This window comes from Bacillus sp. FSL M8-0063, from assembly GCF_038005545.1.
Classification (GTDB): domain Bacteria; phylum Bacillota; class Bacilli; order Bacillales; family Bacillaceae_G; genus Bacillus_A; species Bacillus_A wiedmannii.
On record NZ_JBBOTJ010000003.1, the window covers coordinates 217,568 to 234,749 of the forward strand.

The following is a 17,182-nucleotide window of genomic DNA, read 5'->3' on the forward strand; positions in this document are numbered from 1 at the left end:
TAAATTACTCCTTACTGACGTCTTTATTCCAGAAATATCCGACACCTCTTTTTGTAATTATACAGTTAGGATTTTGTGGAGTATCCTCAATTTTACTTCTTAATCTTTTTACATAAACAGAAAGAGTATTTTCATCGAAAAACACTTCACTTTCATCTACTATTTTTTTCAATATCTCATTTCTTTGTAACACTTTATGAGGATTTAGCATTAGCGTTAATAAAAGTTTGTATTCTAAATGTGTTAAATTTATACTTTTCTCATGCTTAAAAGCTCTGGCCGCCTCAACTTCAAGCTGTATATTTCCAGACCTCAATATAGTATTAGAAGCTGTTTTAATTTTTTTTCTTAATTGTACCTTTACTCTAGATAATAGCTCTTTTACCCTGAAGGGTTTTGTTATATAATCATCTCCACCAATTTCAAGGCCCATTACTACATTTGCCTCCTCATCTAGTGCTGTGAGAAAAATAATAGGTATATCACCTTTTCTTTTAAGATAGGTACATAAATCATACCCATTTCCATCTGGGAGTCCAACATCTAATATGGCTAAGTCAAATTTATTATTTTCGTATTGGTCTTTTGCATCTTGTACAGTAGAAACTCTTATAACCTCAAGTCCTTCTCCTTTTAGAGTAAACTCAATAGCCATTCCTAGATCGTTATCGTCTTCAACGAATAATACTCTATCCACAGTATCTCTCCTCATTTGTCTTTGATTATGGCAGTATTTTAGATTATGACAGTTATTTTACACGTTGATTGGCTAATTTAAAATAGTTTAGTATGGAAATGGACTTTTAGAGGCTTTTCTGAGTATAAGCATAATACCCAAATCGCCTTTCAGCTTTTCAACACATAATGAGATACAACAATTATTTAAAGCAGAATATTCACGTAATTCATACATGTTCTTGCTTATATTTTGAAAAACCTTGTAATAGAATCTTGTTGAAATTGTCCGTTTTTATAAAATCAGTAATGTTTTATTTAAGTTAACTTAACTTAACTTATACAAAATGTTAAATGAAAATTGGATTCGCATTAATTATGTAAATGAATTAAAAAAACAGCTCATTGAGAATAAGAGCTGAATGGGAGCGGATTTTCGAGAATTTGAAAAGTATGTGTGTACTTAAATAAGTGTATAAAAGCCATTTAAGTGTACAATTTTAAAATATATCTTGAGCAGAGTTACGAGTATATAAAAAGTTAGATTTAGTAATCTTACTAAACTGTAAGATTAAAGTATATATAGTAAGACAAGAGTTATTCAATTAGCAATTAAAGACGTCTATACTGGAGGTAATCATTCTTTATTAAGACTTGTAGCATTTTAGTCACTGTTTTATTTAAAGAAGAAAACCACTGTTCTAATCCCAGATTAAACATAGTATATGAGGAGGAAGAAAATGAAAAAGGTAATAGGATTTCTAGCAGTAACAGCAATTTTTATAGGTATAGGGTTTGCTGTAAATCGTTATATAAATGGTCCCTCACAACCGGTAAACGGTATCATGGTATCTGGAACGAAAGAAAATATATCTGCTGTTAAAAATCTGTATAAAGATCAAAACGTACGAACAGCAGATTATAGTTATAAATTGGTCAAAGAAATAATAAAACAAGAACTCACTACCGAACAGAAAGAAGATATTAAGAAAGAATGGAAAGAAAAAGGAGAAAATATGACTGAAGAAGAGATGGACAAAGAACTTGATAAATCATCTGTTAGAAAGAAACAATACGCGGTTATTACAAAATCTACAGCAGAAAAATTCTTGAAAAAAGGAATTGTAAGAACACCCTTATCTAAAGAAGATAGTTCAATAACTTCAACCCCGGTAAAAGAAATAAAAGAATTAGCGAGTGAAAAAAATTTATTTTATAGAAAAAAAGCGGAAGATGAGGAAGTTAAGGATGGAAATTTAAATTTAAATGGACAAATGATACCTGTTCAACATATTGAACAAAATAATTGGATTGGCTATTTTTCATCACCGATAGTAATTGTTAATGAGGACACATATAAACAATTAAAAGAAAAAGAAGTAAACCTTTCGTTAATTCAGTTTGCAAAAGAAAATTTTGATTATAAAAATAAAAACAAGGTAAATAAGGTGATCGAAAACATTTCAAAAGTGTATGAAGTGAAAGACGAGAATAGTGAATACGATAGGGATAAAATCTATTTTGTAGAGATTCAAAATTAATCTGTGAAAAGGATGAGTTGTATGGAGGTTGTTAGATTAGAAAATGTAGAAAAAACATATGGAGAGGGAGAAACGCGAGTACAGGCGTTAATAGGAATTAATCTTTCCATTCATAGGGGAGAATTCGTAACCATAGTTGGAGCGTCAGGTTCTGGTAAAAGTACATTATTACATATTTTAGGAGGGTTGGATCGTCCGAGTTCAGGAAATGTGTTTATAGGTGGTGAAAATATCTATAATTATAAAGATAATGAACTTTCTGTTTTTCGCCGAAGAAAAGTTGGCTTTATATTTCAGTTTTTTAATTTGATACCTGTCTTGAATGTACAAGAAAATATTGCTTTGCCAGCTCTACTGGACGAGGAACAGGTAGATGATCATTACCTGGATGAAATTATACGAACTCTAGGGTTAAATGAAAGAGGAGATCATTTGCCTTCTGAATTATCGGGTGGTCAACAACAAAGGGTATCTATTGGTAGATCTCTTATAAATAAACCCGATATCATCTTAGCAGATGAACCAACCGGAAATCTAGATACAAAAAATACAAAAGAAGTTCTGAATTTATTAAAAGTAACAGCTAAAAAATATAATCAGACGGTGATTTTAATTACCCATGACCCTGCTATCGCATCAAACTCTGATCGAATTATAACCATTGCAGATGGCATGATTATTTCAGATAAACAATTAGTGCAAAATCAAGCAAAATGTGGAGGGGAGGAGTATTGATTCGTAGTTACAAACAGTTAAGTCAAAAATATCTCAGAAGTAATATAAAACGTACTCTGCTAACATTAACAGGCATCATTTTAGCATTGGCGCTAATAACAACGATTGGATTGTTTTTTGATAGCGGATACACTTCGGGAATTGAAAATGCCAAAAAAGGTTCTATGGGTTCCGCAAATATTTCAGTTGAAAATTATAATCAAAAGCTTTTCAATATGATAAAAAGTAATCCGAATATATCTTCTTATGGCATCATAACTCCAGGAGAGACGCTCAATGTTGATGAAATAGCTGTCTCTTATATGTATGCAGACCAACAAGCATTAAAGCTGTTAAATTCTAGTATGCCAGTACAAGGTAAGCTACCTTCAAATGAAAACGAGGCTGTTTTGGAAAAATGGATGCTACCTTACTTCGGGCCCAATCTTAAATTAGGCGGTATGTTTACTATTCATGATAAAAAATATAAACTTGTTGGTTTGCTAAATAAGTCTAATAATACTCAGGAAAATAAAACAGGTCAATTATTGACATATAAAAATAAGTTTAAAGTTGGAGAAGGTAGCGTATTGATTGAATTGCATAAGTACGCAAACTTTGATGAAGTTGAAAATCAATTTAAATTATTAACGAATAAAGAAAATATAAGAGTGAATGACGGATTAAAGAGAGCCTTAAAGCCTAGTGTTGAGATAATGATGGCAGCCGCTATTAGTATTGGGATTGTTGTGATTTCTACGATTGTTATTATTTACAATGCATTTCAAATTAGTATAGTAGAGCGAATGAAACAGTTTGGGCTATTGAGGAGTATAGGAGCTACAAAAAAACAAATCAGAAAAATTGTGATAAGGGAAGCAACATTTCTTTCAATTATTGCTATCTTTTTTGGGATTATGTGCAGTATATTAGTAGTCTTTTTACTTAATCAAGTACTGATAAACGTACTTAAAAACTCTATGGGATATACAATTAAATTAGATTGGTTAATTATATGTGTAAGTTCTCTAATTACATTGATAACTGTCTATATTTCAAGCTATTTTCCTGCTTTTTTTGCAGGTAGAATTTCACCGTTACTGGCCGTAAGTAGCCGATTAGCTATAAAAAAAGAAAAAATAAAGAAAAAAAAGAGAACAAAGTTAAAGAAACCACTATCTTTTCCCTTAAGTATGGCATTAAAAAATATCCAAAGGAATCCCAATAGATATACAGTTACAATCTTGTCTATTATTATAAGTAGTGTACTGTATATTACGTTTACGTTTCTCATAGATACTGTCATTCAGCGTAAACAACCGGAAATTCAAGCTCTAAAATCGGACATATCAGTTACGCTTAATTCAAATTTAGACAAGCCTAGCATAGATCGTATGAGTCGAAATATTTATAAAGTCAATAATGTAGAGAAGCTGTACAAGCAATATCAGGCAAATGATTTTTATACGAAAGTACCAAAAAATAAACAAATTAAAGAATTACAAGGAAATGAATCGCTGTATCAAAAAGTAAAATATAATAATCAAACTGTAGAAATTATGAAAACACAAATAAAAGCATACGATGAGAATAGTTTAAAGAAACTAGCTGAAAATGTAACTAGTGGAAGAATTGATATTTCAAAATTAAATCGTGAAAAAGAGGTTATTTTAGTAAAACAAGCTGCAACGAATGATATGAATACAAGTAAAAAATATATAGGTTCTCTAAGCACTTTTCAGGTAGGGGATGAAATCCAAATAACAAGTCAGCAGGAAAGAAAATCTACAGAGGAAATCTCCTACAATGAAGAAAAACTGGAAACTTTAAAAATAGCTGCAATTGTAGAATTGGATATTTTTAATATGAGCAGAGTGATGGATACCATAACTTTTATTACTAGTGAACAAATAGCTGAATATATTACACCATCTCCACAAAAATTATCAGGTTTTGAAATTGATTTAGAGAATCAATCTCAGGCTGATGCTACAATTTTAGATATACAAAAGAAACTGGGTGGAGATGCATCTATAGATGTACAAAATAATATTGTTCAAAGTAATTTTCATACAGACAATGTACTTTATATAAAAATATTAGGGTACGGATTTATAGCTGTTATTACACTGATTGGTTGTGTGAATATTTTAAATACCATTACAGTCAGCATCATTATGAGAAGAAAAGAACTAGCTGCTTTAAAATCGATTGGTATGTCGCAAAAGGATTTAAAAAAGATGATTACTTATGAAGGGCTCCTGTACGGTCTCTTTGGAAGTATACAAGGAATCTTTTTCGGCTGTATGCTTTCATATATTCTTTATATAGCGCTTTCGAATATGGTGTCTTTTGAATTGATTATTCCTTATCAATCTATCTTTACCACATTTATAACTGCACTGTTGATTAGTTATGTAGCGGTACTAATACCACTTCGGAAAATTCAAAAGGATAATGTTATTGATGTAATTAGAGAAGAATAACAGTAGTCATAACAATATATTGTTCGTGAAATACAATGCCTGTAATTTTTAGAGTGGAATATAAAGGGTTTGTAAAAGAAGGTTAGACAAAGTTAAAGCTTTATCAAGGGAAGGTAATTTCTTCTCTTGGTAAGCTTTTTTGAGATAAGGGATAGTTTTAAAATGTATAAAATAGAAAAAGCTTCAGAAAAAGATAAAGAATAGTTAAATGAAATCAAAAGAATTAGAACTAAATGAAAGGTGAAAGTGGGCACATTGTTAATGTTAGTTCATAAAAGGGTATCACCACATGTTTATCAAGCTAATATTTTAAAGAGTCTCCGAAATAAAAAATTTCTTCGTTTTGAGGAACTATCAAATTCTTAAGTTGATAGATGTGTGGCGGTACCCCATACAGTAAGGTTAAATAATAGAAAAGCACCTCTCTAGCAAAGAAGAGGTGCTTTTCTATTATATAACTTTTTTAATTTTTTGCGGTGATTGTTTCGTTTGAGTAATGATATTCTCTTGTCGTAATTCTTTAAAGAGCGACGTGACCATAAGAACGACTACAATAGAGAATGGTAAAGCTGCTATGATCGCTGCAATTTGCAGTGCATTTAACCCACCTGCTTGCAAGAGAATGGCTGCAATAGCTGCAATTGTTAAACCCCAAATAAGCTTCAAACTGTTTTTCGGTGATAAGTTACCATTGCTTGTTTGCATAGCAACAACAAATGTTGCGGAGTCAGCAGAGGTAACGAAGAATGTTGCGACTAAAGTTAGTCCAATAATGGTCAAAAATGTTGAGAATGGTAAATGCGAAATGACAGCGAATAAACCAATTTCGGTACCATTTTTCGCAATTTCATCAGCAATTCCAAGTGATTGGAACATTTCCATATGAATAGCTGTACCACCAAAAACAGCGAACCAAAATGTACAAATGAATGTTGGGATTAATACGACGCCGATAATAAATTCACGAATTGTACGCCCGCGAGAAACACGGGCAATGAATGTACCGACGAATGGAGACCAAGAAATCCACCAACCCCAGTAAAAAATAGTCCAATTTTCAATCCAAGAAGAAGATTCTTTGCTAAAAGCACCTAAATTTAATCCCATGCTTGGTAATGCTCCAATATAAGAGCCCAGTGTGGAAGTAAAATACTTCATGATAAAGACAGTTGGCCCTAAAATTAAAAAGGAAACGAGTAATATTCCAGCGAGTGAGAAGTTTAAGTTACTCAAATATTTAATCCCACGATCTAAGCCAGTTTGTGCACTTGTTAAATAGAGTACAGTGAAAATGGCAATAAGTACGAGTTGTGTACCAATTGTGTTATTAATAGAAGGGAATAAATAGCTTAATCCTCCAGCGATTTGTTGTGCACCGATGCCTACGGATGGTACGATTCCAAATACAGTTGCTAAAACAGCCAAAATATCTACTGTTTTTCCAATAGGAGAATGTTTCGATCGATTAAATAATGGAGTAACTGTAGCGCCAATTGTGCTACCTTTTTGTTTTCGGAATGTAAAATATGCAATTGTTAGAGCGACCATTGCATAAAGTGACCAAGGGAAAAGACCCCAGTGGAAAAATGAATATTGCATAGCAAGTTTTGCGCTTTCCTCAGATCCAGGTTCACCGGTAAGCGGTGCTCCAAAGTGTGAAATGGGTTCAGTAATTCCATAAAAGAGAAGTCCGATGCCCATTCCTGCTCCAAATAACATGGAAAGCCAAGAGAGGTAACTATATTGCGGTTTTTCATCATCTTTACCAAGACGAATGGAGCCATACTTTGAAGATGCTAAATAACCAGCTAAAATAATCATTGTGGTCATAAGTAGAGAGTAAAACCATCCAAACTTATTGAGAATAAATGCGTTTAAAGAAGAGGTAACACTTTGTAAATCATAGCTTTGTATCCAACTTGCTGGAATTATACCCCATATAATAAATAAGGTTGTAAGCAAGATGGAGATATAGAATACACTGTTTTCTTTTTTTAGCATAGAATCCCACCTTTTATTTAATAAAGTTAAAAATTATATTAATAATAACAATGATAGGATTAATTGTCAAAAAATTCTTTTTTTATAGGTGATATAGGGTACAGCCAACGTACTAACATAAAACCCGCATTAAGAATTGTTTGCACCGTAAAAATACTGTACATTTTTGTAATAATGCTTTGCTTGAATCGCCTACTGGGATAGCACCACATGCCCATTAAGCTAATATTTTAAGGTACACTCTAAATAGAAAAAATTTTTATAGCACAAAATTTCATTTTTGGCTTTTTTGGGGTAACCTGTTCTGTTAGGTTTATAGTAATGTGGTAATATCTCTTTATGGCGAAAGCCTGTTACAATAGTTAATAATAACTTAGGTACAAATTGATAATGAAATGGGGAAAGAGACTAGATGAAAGCAACCGGAGTAACTAGAAAAGTAGATGAATTAGGGCGTGTAGTAATTCCAAAGGAACTTAGAAATACGCTTGGTATTAAAGAAAAATCACCATTAGAGATTTTTGTAGAAGGGGAAGACATTGTTTTACAGAAGTATCAGCCTGGTGGTGTTTGTGCATTAACAGGAGAAGTGTTAAATCATAACATAGCATTAGCAAATGGTAAGATAACATTAAGTCCAGAAGGTGCAGAATTATTACTAAAAGAAATAGAACAGTATCTTGTAAAATAAATGCTCCTTTCAAGGGGCTTTTTTTTTATAGGGGAAATATAAAATTTCACGTATCATAATGTTTAATAAAAAACTAAATACCTAATTAATAGTCTACATATAATCTTATGTTGAATTAAGCCGCTAAATAGATACTGTATTGTTTGTTTTGAGAAGATTAGCAAATAATTTAGTACGATATACTGAATTATAGGGTAAAAAAGAAAAAGGACGCTTAGCTTTAAAGGTCTAAACGCCAAAATGAATAGATAAAATATAAGTACATAGAGGGGAGAGTGATTCCCCGACTCATTATGAGTATATCATGGAATCAGGTTATAAAGAAAAACAAATAATAATTAGGCTTGTTAAGTGGTGGGGGAATTTTGAAGAAACTTACAAATGAAAAAATTGTACTGTTAAAGGTAAATATAGGGGTACTGCCAAGATACATGTAATTTTGAGTCATAGGCTTACTTTTATTTTGAAACATAATCAAATCGGGGTTTTTTCTATAATTTTTAAACTTATTATCATACACCCTAATCATACAATTGAAACAAAGTATTTTCAGTAGCTAACTAATGAATGATTAAGGTTGCTTGTGCTTTATTTGGATAGATACGAAATTTATATGCTTTATTGATCATCATTCCTTTCACACCCATTTTGATATGTACCTATTATACAACAAACGTACATTCGAATGATATTGAAGTAACAATGTAAGTATGTCGAACAATTAAGATGACTTCCTGCCATCCCTTGTCCGAAGCCAATTCATCTCCCACCTACTCATTTCACGTTCCTTGAGGAAGGAGTCTTCTTGGCTAAAATGATAAAAACTACGATACCTTTTCTGTGGAATCCTAGGAAAAGATGACGCTTTTATCTCCCAATAACTTAAAAACTTAAGCTATAAGAGAAAAAAGAATGAAGTATTCTGATGGTAGTAAATGACTTAGCGGTGTCAATGTATATATGACAAATCCGCCTATAGCTATTTACTTTCTTGAATTTTACATAATATTAATTTTTTGTGAATTATTACTCTGTAATTAATTAGATTTAATGTATTATTCACACGAAATGACTACCTTTGTGTAATTTATTTGATTTGTAAGACAGTTAGGAATACTAGATTAAAACATAAATACACGTTTTTGATAGATATTTTATAAAGTTGTATTTATATGTGTCATAAAATAACATCTAAATATAATTATAAACAGAGTAAAGGGAGGGCTATGTAAAAAGTAATAAATACAAGTTCATGAACTGTTTTTGCACGTAAACACATGCTAAAGAAATGAAAACTTTTAAATTTATCAAGGAAATGAGAGGGAGATACTATGGGGAATAAATCAAAGCATAAAACCAAAAGAATACTTGTAGCTACTGCAACATTAACTATACTTGCTTCTGGAATGGCTTCTTCACCAGATGTCTTTGCAGAGGAAATGCAGCAACCAAAAAAATTATCAGCATCACTGCAAGGTAAGAATTCAGTTAAATCAGAAAATAGAGCGTATACAGTCCCAGGGAAAGGTGATGTCGAGGTACTAAAACAACAGGAAAGAAAAAGTATGGCATTTAGCCCATATGAACCCACTGGTTTATATGCAAAACCAAATGAACAAATAACGATTAATGTAGAAGGTAATCAAGATATTCAGGTATATATTGGAACGTATTCGTATGATGCTTCTTGGAGAGAAGATTCTAAAATAAAATTATTTACATTAAAACCTGGTATAAACACAATTCAATCTCCAAATGGGGGGATGATTTATTTTTATAATAAACAACAAGGTGGCACCATTCGAACAACAGTCACAACAGGTGGATCGACTACGCCTTTCTTTGAATTAGGAAAGCATACGAAACAAGATCTAATAAACATGCTGGACCAATATCCTAATGCACATGCAGTGGAGTTAAAAGGAGAACGTGTATTAATTACAGCCAGCCCTGCACGTGTTAAGAAATATTTGTTGGGTTCTAATACAGATCCTGTACAACTCTTAAAAAAGATGGATGAAGCTACTCGAATTCAAGACAAAGTAGCTGGATTATCCGAAGAACAAGTAGATAAACATTATGTTCATTACGTAGAGGAAAATCATTCTCCTGATTATTATATGTATGCAACTTCTTATCGAACTGCATATGTAGGAGATGCAATTCAATACGTGTTAGATATTGATAAATTTGTAAAAGATGGCTGGGGTCCATGGCACGAGGCAGGACATTTGAGACAACAATCGCCCTGGAAGTTTTATAATATGACAGAAGTACAAAATAATATATACAGCCTTTCTGTAGAAAAAGCATTTAATCAACCATCCAATTTAGAGAAAAGTGGAATTTATCCAAAAGCGTTTCAATATCTAGAACAAACGAATAAAAATTATGATGAAATTAGTGATGTTTTTGTTAAGCTTGTTATGCTTTGGCAACTACAGTTAGCATATGGAGAGGATTTCTATCCTAAATTGCATCAATTGTATAGAGACATGCCTTCAAATGAAATTCCACAAACTGATGAAAATAAAAAACAATTATTTATGATTTCAGCATCAAAAGTAGCCAAACAAAATTTGATTCCTTTCTTTGAGAAGTGGGGATTACGTCCAAATAACGATACCATCCAAAAAGTGGCTGCATTAGGATATCCAATTTTAACAACAGAAATTTGGAAGGGTACGGATTCTAATCCAATTAAACCAGATATGCCTAATGGAAATAATATTTTAGAAGGAAAACAGTTTGCATGGTCACTAAAAGGAATTAGCGATTTTGAGTTTGCTAAAATCAATTTCAATAAGTCGACAGAAGAAATGCAAATCGACTTAAAAGCAGGCATACCGCATCATTATTTTAATGAAACATACGCGAGTATTAAAGTACAAAATGCATCAGGAAAAGTAGTATATAAGAAAGATATTTATGGAAACAAACAGCAAAATGCTGAATCACAAACGGTACCAGTCAAAATAGGAGATTATATCGAGTTAACACATTTAGAAGGTGTGCATAGAGCTACTTTTATGAATGTCGATAATAGTAAACAAGAGAGCTTTGGGAAAAAAACCATATACGAAGTTACAAAGGATGGCCTGAAGAAAGTAAACCAAATTGTTAATCCGAAACCAGATACAGAAGCTCCCACACAGCCACAAGGATTATCCGCAAGCAATGTAACTTCTAACAGTGTAGAGCTAAAATGGAATCCTTCTACAGATAATGTAGGTGTAAAAGAATATCAGGTATTACGTGATGGACAACTAATTCAGACGGTACAAGGAACGACGTTTACTGATCAAAACTTAACAGTTAATAAGGAATATAAATATGCAGTGAAGGCCGTAGATGCAGTTGGAAATACATCAATTCAAAGTAACATTCTTCCGGTAAAAACAAAAGATCAAGATGCATCTTATGAGAAATGGGATCCAAAGAAGGCGTATACAAAGGGAGACAAAGTAGAACATCAAGGGAAAGTGTATGAAGCTGTTCAAAATCATCAAGGAAATGGTGACCCGAATTGGATATTTGCAGTATCGTTATGGAAACCACTTACAATCAAGTAATATGTAAGAATCAGATGTGAAGATAGAAAAACATAAATTGGGGCAGTATTTTAAAGAATTACTGGATGTTGCTTGAATTTTGATAGATTTCTCTATTAAGTTATTATTCAAAAATTAAAATTAGAAAAGGAAGAAGATTAGTGATTATTCAGAAAGAAAAGAAAAGATTTAATAAAGTTATTATAATTACCGCAGCATGTAGCATGTTTTCTATGTTTGGAACGTCTATTTCGCACACTAAAGCTGCAACACATTCAGCTGCTCCAGCAGTTTATGTCAGTCCCAAAAATATACCTGCCTCAGATATTATTAGTATAGACTGGTCACCAGTTCAGACTCCGCCTTATACGTACTGGGCTGTACACAACTGGAATGCAGGTGGTGAAGCTGGAGGATATGCTGGTTTTCAACAACAAAGTGGGTTTGATGAAAATGGAAAACGTACTTTACATTTTGCTTTATGGGATCCAATTTCCTCTAAAGAAGCAATAAAGGCCGAATACTTATCTCCGAATTCGCAAGCTGGACCCTTTGGAGGAGAAGGAACAGGAATGAAGGTTCAAACAACTTATGGTTGGAAAGACTACAATTGGTACAGAATGACAATGCGTTCATGGCAAGAAAATGGTCATACTAAATTTGGACAATGGCTGAAAGATGTAACAAATAATAAATGGCATCAAATTGCAATTATGGATTTTCCTGTTGCTAATGTTGCATTTAATCATGGATTAGGAATGTTTCAAGAAGACTGGGCTGATAGTGGACAGAATGTTCGAGAAGCGCGCCTGAAAAATGGTTATAGCCGAAAGTTAGTAGATAAACAATGGAATTCATGGAATAATCAAAATATTTCAGGGACACATGATAATACTTATCAATATGATGGAGGGGCCACTTCAGAATATGTATGGGTCAAAGCAGGAGGTAATACGCAGTCTACCATTGGATCAGGAAAAATATTCACGCTAAATCAACCTACTCAACCTGAAATAGGAAAACTAGATTTTGATATCCAATCTATATATTATGAAAATGAAAAATTAAATGTATCTTGGAAACTAAAAGAAAATAGTACACCGCAATTTAAGGGGAAAATTGAAATTTATAACAATGAAAATATGACGGGCCAACCTATTAACGTAATTGATGATATTAAATCTTATCAAAATGGAATCAGTCAATCTATATCATTATCAACAAATGCTTATGCAAAAATTGTATTAACGGATTTATTTGATCAAACTGTTGAGAAAAAGGTACAAATCAAAAATGAATCTCCAAACATTTTTGAAGGTAACGAATTTGCATGGTCGCTGAAAGGGATTGGAGACTTTGAATTTGCGAAAGTAAATTTAAATAAATCAACAGAAGAAATGCAAATTGATCTAAAAGCAGGTGTACCACATGACTACTTTAATAGTACATATGCAAGTATTAAAGTGCAAAATACATCAGGTAAAGTGATCTATAACAAAGAGATTTATGGAAACAAACAGCAAAATGCTGAATCACAAAAGGTACCAGTCAAAGTAGGAGATTATATCGAGTTAACACATTTAGAAGGTGTGCATAGAGCTACTTTCACAAATGTCGATAATAGTAAGCAAGAGAGCTTTGGAAAAAAAGCCATATACGAAGTTACAAAAGAAGGTCTGAAGAAAGTAGAAAAAATGCCAGAAGCAACAATCTTAGATGGAAATCAATTTGCATGGTCATTAAAAGGATATAGTGATAGAGAAATTGCAAAAGTAGATTACGATAAAACGGCAGAAGAGATGAAGATAAAACTAGAAGCAGGTGTACCACATTCCTACTTTGCTAGTACGTATGCGAGTATTAAGGTCCAGAATTCTTCTGGAAATGTTCTGTACAATAAAGAAATCGTGGGAAATAAACAACAAAATGCTGAAAGCCAAACTGTGCCCGTCAAGGTAGGGGATTACATTGAATTTACCCATATAGAAGGAGAAGCAACAAAGGAGAAAACGCGAGCAACTTTAACTAACCTTGAAAATAAAAAAAATGAAACCATTGGAAAGACAGCAAGGTATCAAGTTACAAAAGAAGGCCTGAAGAAAGTAGAGAAAATGCCAGAAACAACAGTTTTAGATGGAAATCAATTTGCATGGTCTTTAAAGGGATATAATGATCGAGAAATCGCAAAAGTAGAGTATAACAAAGCAACAGAAAAAATGCAGATTAAATTAGAAGCGGGAGTACCCCATTCCTATTTTACTGATACGTATGCAAGCATTAAAGTTCAAAACTCATCGGGCAATATTTTGTACAATAAAGCAATTGAAGGAAATAGACAACAAGCTGCTGAAAGCCAAACCGTTCCAGTCAAAGTAGGGGATTATATTGAGTTTACTCATATAGAGGGAGAAGCACAAAAGGAAAAGACACGCGCCACACTTACTAATCTTGAGAATAGTAAACAGGAATATATAGGAAAGAAAAGAATATATCAGGTTACCTCTATGGGATTATTAATAAAGTCATAGATTTCACTACAAAACTTAAATTATTGATTTATATAATATATATAAATCTTAACTATTATACGCATTAAAAAATGCTCAAGAGAAAATAGATTGGCGGGTATAGTATGAACATATTCAAAGGGTTTCTAATTTCATCAATTGCAATGACAACATTTGTAGGAACAGATCTAATACTACAAAATGATAGAATTCATAATAAAGTTTACGCGGAATCTTATAATGTCACATACAAAGAAACAGATTCTAATAAAAGAGATTCACAGGAAGAACAATTAATTGTAAAGTTTAAAAATGAAATTGACTTACCTTATGAAGATGGTATTGAGAAACGAATAAAAAATGGGAATTATGATAACAATTTAAAGAAGTTATTTTCCGAAAATACGGAACTTACTTTAAATCGCCTGTTCTCATCTGTAAATCCGATAGAGATTGAAAAGTTATCATTACACTCTAAATCATTTGCTAATCAATCAGCTAACAATCTATTAAATTATTATATTGTACAAGCTCCTAATAACATAGAAATAGAATTATTACTGAAAAAATTTGAAACATCACCTCTTGTAGAGGAAGCTTATATACAAGAAAAACAAATTTTGACACCCCCTGAAATACAACAGTTACCAGATTTATCTGTTAATCCGTACGATGATCCTAGATTTAAAAATCAAGGATATCTTGAAGCAGCACCAAAGGGAATTAATGCCTCGCATGCTTGGAGCATTAAAGGTGGTGACGGAAAGGGTACTACTTTTGTGGATATGGAATATGGATGGTTATTGAACCATGAGGATTTAGTCAATAAAAATATAAAGCTTATGTCTGGACAAAATATAAGTCAGCATAGAGCTCATGGTACTTCTGTATTAGGAATTGTTTCATCCGAAGATAATCAAATTGGAAATATTGGAATTGCACCAAGAGCAAATGTAAAAGTAATATCCCAAATCAGGGATAATGGAATTTATAATACAGCGGATGCCATTTTAAGTGCTGTACATAATTTACAAGCAGGGGATATTCTTTTATTAGAGGCACAAGCTTCGTATGATGGGTATGGGGAGAAATATTTACCTGTAGAAGTACATCCAGATATTTTTGATGCGATTCGTGTTGGTACAGATAAAGGGATTATTATTATAGAAGCTGGCGCAAATGGTTCAAACGACTTAGATAATTTTAAAGATCGTAATGGAAAAAAAATCTTAAATCGAAATAGTCCAGACTTTAAGGATTCAGGTGCTATTATGGTTGGGGCGGGATCATCAACTGTTCCACATAAACGTTTATGGTTTTCAAATTATGGAAGCCGATTAGATGTATATGGATGGGGAGAAAATGTTGATACAACATCTGCAAATCCAAGTCAAAATAATACAAATTTATATACATCAACATTTAGTGGAACATCAAGTGCTTCACCAATTATTGCTGGGGCAGCAACTTCGATTCAAGGTATTGCTAAAGAACACCGAGGTTCTCCTTATACACCAGCCGAATTAAGAAATATCTTAAGTAATCCAAATACAGGAACAAAATCTCAAGATCCATGGAATGATAGAATAGGTGTTTTACCTGATCTAAAATCTATATTAGATAACTTAGGTTTTAATCCAGATATACCGAACTCTTCTAATATTTTAGAAGGAAAGCAGTTTGTATGGTCACTAAAAGGAATTAGCGATTTCGAGTTTGCTAAAATCAATCTCAATAAGTCGACAGAAGAAGTGCAAGTTGATTTAAAGGCAGGCATACCACATCATTATTTTAATGAAACATACGCGAGTATTAAAGTACAAAATGCATCAGGGAAAGTAGTATACAACAAAGACATTTATGGAAACAAACAACAAAATGCTGAATCGCAAAAGGTTCCAGTCAAAGTAGGAGATTATATCGAGTTAACACATCTAGAAGGTGTGCATAGAGCTACTCTCACAAATGTTGATAATAGTAAACAAGAGAGCTTTGGAAAAAAAGCCATATACGAAATTACAAAAGAAGGTTTGAAGAAAGTAGAAAAAATGCCAGAAGCAACAATTTTGGATGGAAATCAATTTGCATGGTCGCTAAAAGGAATCAGTGATTTCGAGTTTGCTAAAATCAATTTCAATAAGTCCAAAGAAGAAATGCAAATCGACTTAAAAGCAGGCATACCGCATCATTATTTTAATGAAACATACGCGAGTATTAAAGTACAAAATGCATCGGGGAAAGTAGTATACAATAAAGACATTTATGGAAACAAACAGCAAAATGCTGAATCACAAAAGGTACCAGTCAAAGTAGGAGATTATATCGAGTTAACACATTTAGAAGGTGTGCATAGAGCTACTTTCACAAATGTCGATAATAGTAAGCAAGAGAGCTTTGGAAAAAAAGCCATATACGAAGTTACAAAAGAAGGTCTGAAGAAAGTAGAAAAAATGCCAGAAGCAACAGTTTTAGATGGAAATCAATTTGCATGGTCTTTAAAGGGATATAATGATCGAGAAATCGCAAAAGTAGAGTATAACAAAGCAACAGAAAAAATGCAGATCAAATTAGAAGCCGGTATACCACACTCCTATTTTACTAGTACGTATGCAAGCATTAAAGTTCAAAACTCATCGGGCAATATTTTGTACAATAAAGAAATTGTAGGAAATAGACAACAAGCCGCTGAAATTCAAACTGTTCCAGTAAAAATAGGAGACTATATAGAATTTACCCATATAGAAGGAGAAGCACAAAAGGAAAAGACAAGAGCTTTACTAATTAATCTTGAGAATAGTAAACAGGAATTTATGGGTAAGAAAAGAACATATCAAGTTACTTCTACGGGATTATTAATAAAATAGATTAAAAAGATGTCTAAAAAATATAATTTTTTTTGGACATCTTTTTTATTATTAAAAAAGAGTTAACTATTGATAATGATGTATGATGAATTCTATAGGCACATTAGATATTTTATATATTTATACCTATTCAAAAAAACAAGTTATAGCTA

The 17,182-nt window shown here is 32.3% G+C and carries 9 protein-coding genes and 1 pseudogene; 7 read left to right on the forward strand and 3 right to left on the reverse strand.

The genetic code is table 11. The features are described 5' to 3' along the window. Positions 1-4: 4 nt before the first annotated feature. Complete coding sequence (locus MKX31_RS27530) at positions 5-697, reverse strand: response regulator transcription factor (protein ID WP_088047590.1); 693 nt, start codon at positions 695-697, stop codon at positions 5-7. A gap of 718 nt (positions 698-1,415) precedes the next feature. Between MKX31_RS27530 and MKX31_RS27535 the strand changes: the two genes are divergently transcribed. The 3 genes from MKX31_RS27535 to MKX31_RS27545 are packed head-to-tail and all read left to right on the forward strand — an operon-like array spanning position 1,416 to position 5,416. Continuing rightward, entirely contained in the window at positions 1,416-2,216 is an 801-nt protein-coding gene (locus MKX31_RS27535) for a lipoprotein BA_5634 family protein (protein WP_098102964.1), read from the forward strand. 21 nt (positions 2,217-2,237) lie between these two features. Further along, a complete protein-coding gene (locus MKX31_RS27540) occupies positions 2,238-2,951 on the forward strand; it encodes an ABC transporter ATP-binding protein (RefSeq protein ID WP_340981774.1) in 714 nt (237 codons plus the stop codon). Further along, positions 2,948-5,416, forward strand: a complete 2,469-nt coding sequence (locus MKX31_RS27545; RefSeq protein WP_340981775.1) for an ABC transporter permease — start codon at positions 2,948-2,950, stop codon at positions 5,414-5,416. The genes MKX31_RS27540 and MKX31_RS27545 overlap by 4 nt, the downstream gene beginning before the upstream one ends. Positions 5,417-5,866: 450 nt before the next feature. Here MKX31_RS27545 and opuD read toward each other — a convergent pair whose 3' ends face one another. Continuing rightward, entirely contained in the window at positions 5,867-7,417 is a 1,551-nt protein-coding gene (gene opuD / locus MKX31_RS27550; RefSeq protein WP_340981776.1) for a glycine betaine transporter OpuD, read from the reverse strand. 412 nt (positions 7,418-7,829) lie between these two features. Here opuD and MKX31_RS27555 point away from each other — a divergent pair, with 412 nt between their 5' ends. After that, a complete protein-coding gene (locus MKX31_RS27555; protein WP_064474240.1) occupies positions 7,830-8,108 on the forward strand; it encodes an AbrB/MazE/SpoVT family DNA-binding domain-containing protein in 279 nt (92 codons plus the stop codon). A gap of 569 nt (positions 8,109-8,677) precedes the next feature. On the opposite strand, the pseudogene MKX31_RS27560 reads toward MKX31_RS27555, so the two are convergent. After that, positions 8,678-8,740 (reverse strand): annotated as a pseudogene (locus MKX31_RS27560) (helix-turn-helix domain-containing protein); the annotation flags it as partial. A 699-nt stretch (positions 8,741-9,439) separates the two neighbouring features. Here MKX31_RS27560 and MKX31_RS27565 point away from each other — a divergent pair. The 3 genes from MKX31_RS27565 (at position 9,440) to MKX31_RS27575 (ending at position 17,030) form a co-directional block, all read left to right on the forward strand. Then, positions 9,440-11,680: a M60 family metallopeptidase gene (locus MKX31_RS27565; RefSeq protein WP_340981777.1), complete on the forward strand. Its 2,241-nt coding sequence runs from the start codon at positions 9,440-9,442 to the stop codon at positions 11,678-11,680. Between the two features lie 140 nt (positions 11,681-11,820). Continuing rightward, complete coding sequence (locus MKX31_RS27570; RefSeq protein ID WP_340981778.1) at positions 11,821-14,187, forward strand: putative mucin/carbohydrate-binding domain-containing protein; 2,367 nt, start codon at positions 11,821-11,823, stop codon at positions 14,185-14,187. 104 nt (positions 14,188-14,291) lie between these two features. After that, positions 14,292-17,030 (forward strand): putative mucin/carbohydrate-binding domain-containing protein, encoded by a 2,739-nt coding sequence (locus MKX31_RS27575; protein ID WP_222655505.1) that lies wholly within the window; start codon positions 14,292-14,294, stop codon positions 17,028-17,030. The last annotated feature ends 152 nt before the right edge of the window (positions 17,031-17,182 follow it).

What these genes read in the sequence shown, in the direction of transcription:
- MKX31_RS27535 (WP_098102964.1), top strand. Translation starts at nt 1,416, where the DNA reads ATGAAAAAGGTAATAGGATTTCTAGCAGTAACAGCAATTTTTATAGGT.
- MKX31_RS27540 (WP_340981774.1), top strand. Translation starts at nt 2,238, where the DNA reads ATGGAGGTTGTTAGATTAGAAAATGTAGAAAAAACATATGGAGAGGGA.
- opuD (WP_340981776.1), bottom strand. Translation starts at nt 7,417, where the DNA reads ATGCTAAAAAAAGAAAACAGTGTATTCTATATCTCCATCTTGCTTACA.
- MKX31_RS27555 (WP_064474240.1), top strand. Translation starts at nt 7,830, where the DNA reads ATGAAAGCAACCGGAGTAACTAGAAAAGTAGATGAATTAGGGCGTGTA.
- MKX31_RS27565 (WP_340981777.1), top strand. Translation starts at nt 9,440, where the DNA reads ATGGGGAATAAATCAAAGCATAAAACCAAAAGAATACTTGTAGCTACT.
- MKX31_RS27575 (WP_222655505.1), top strand. Translation starts at nt 14,292, where the DNA reads ATGAACATATTCAAAGGGTTTCTAATTTCATCAATTGCAATGACAACA.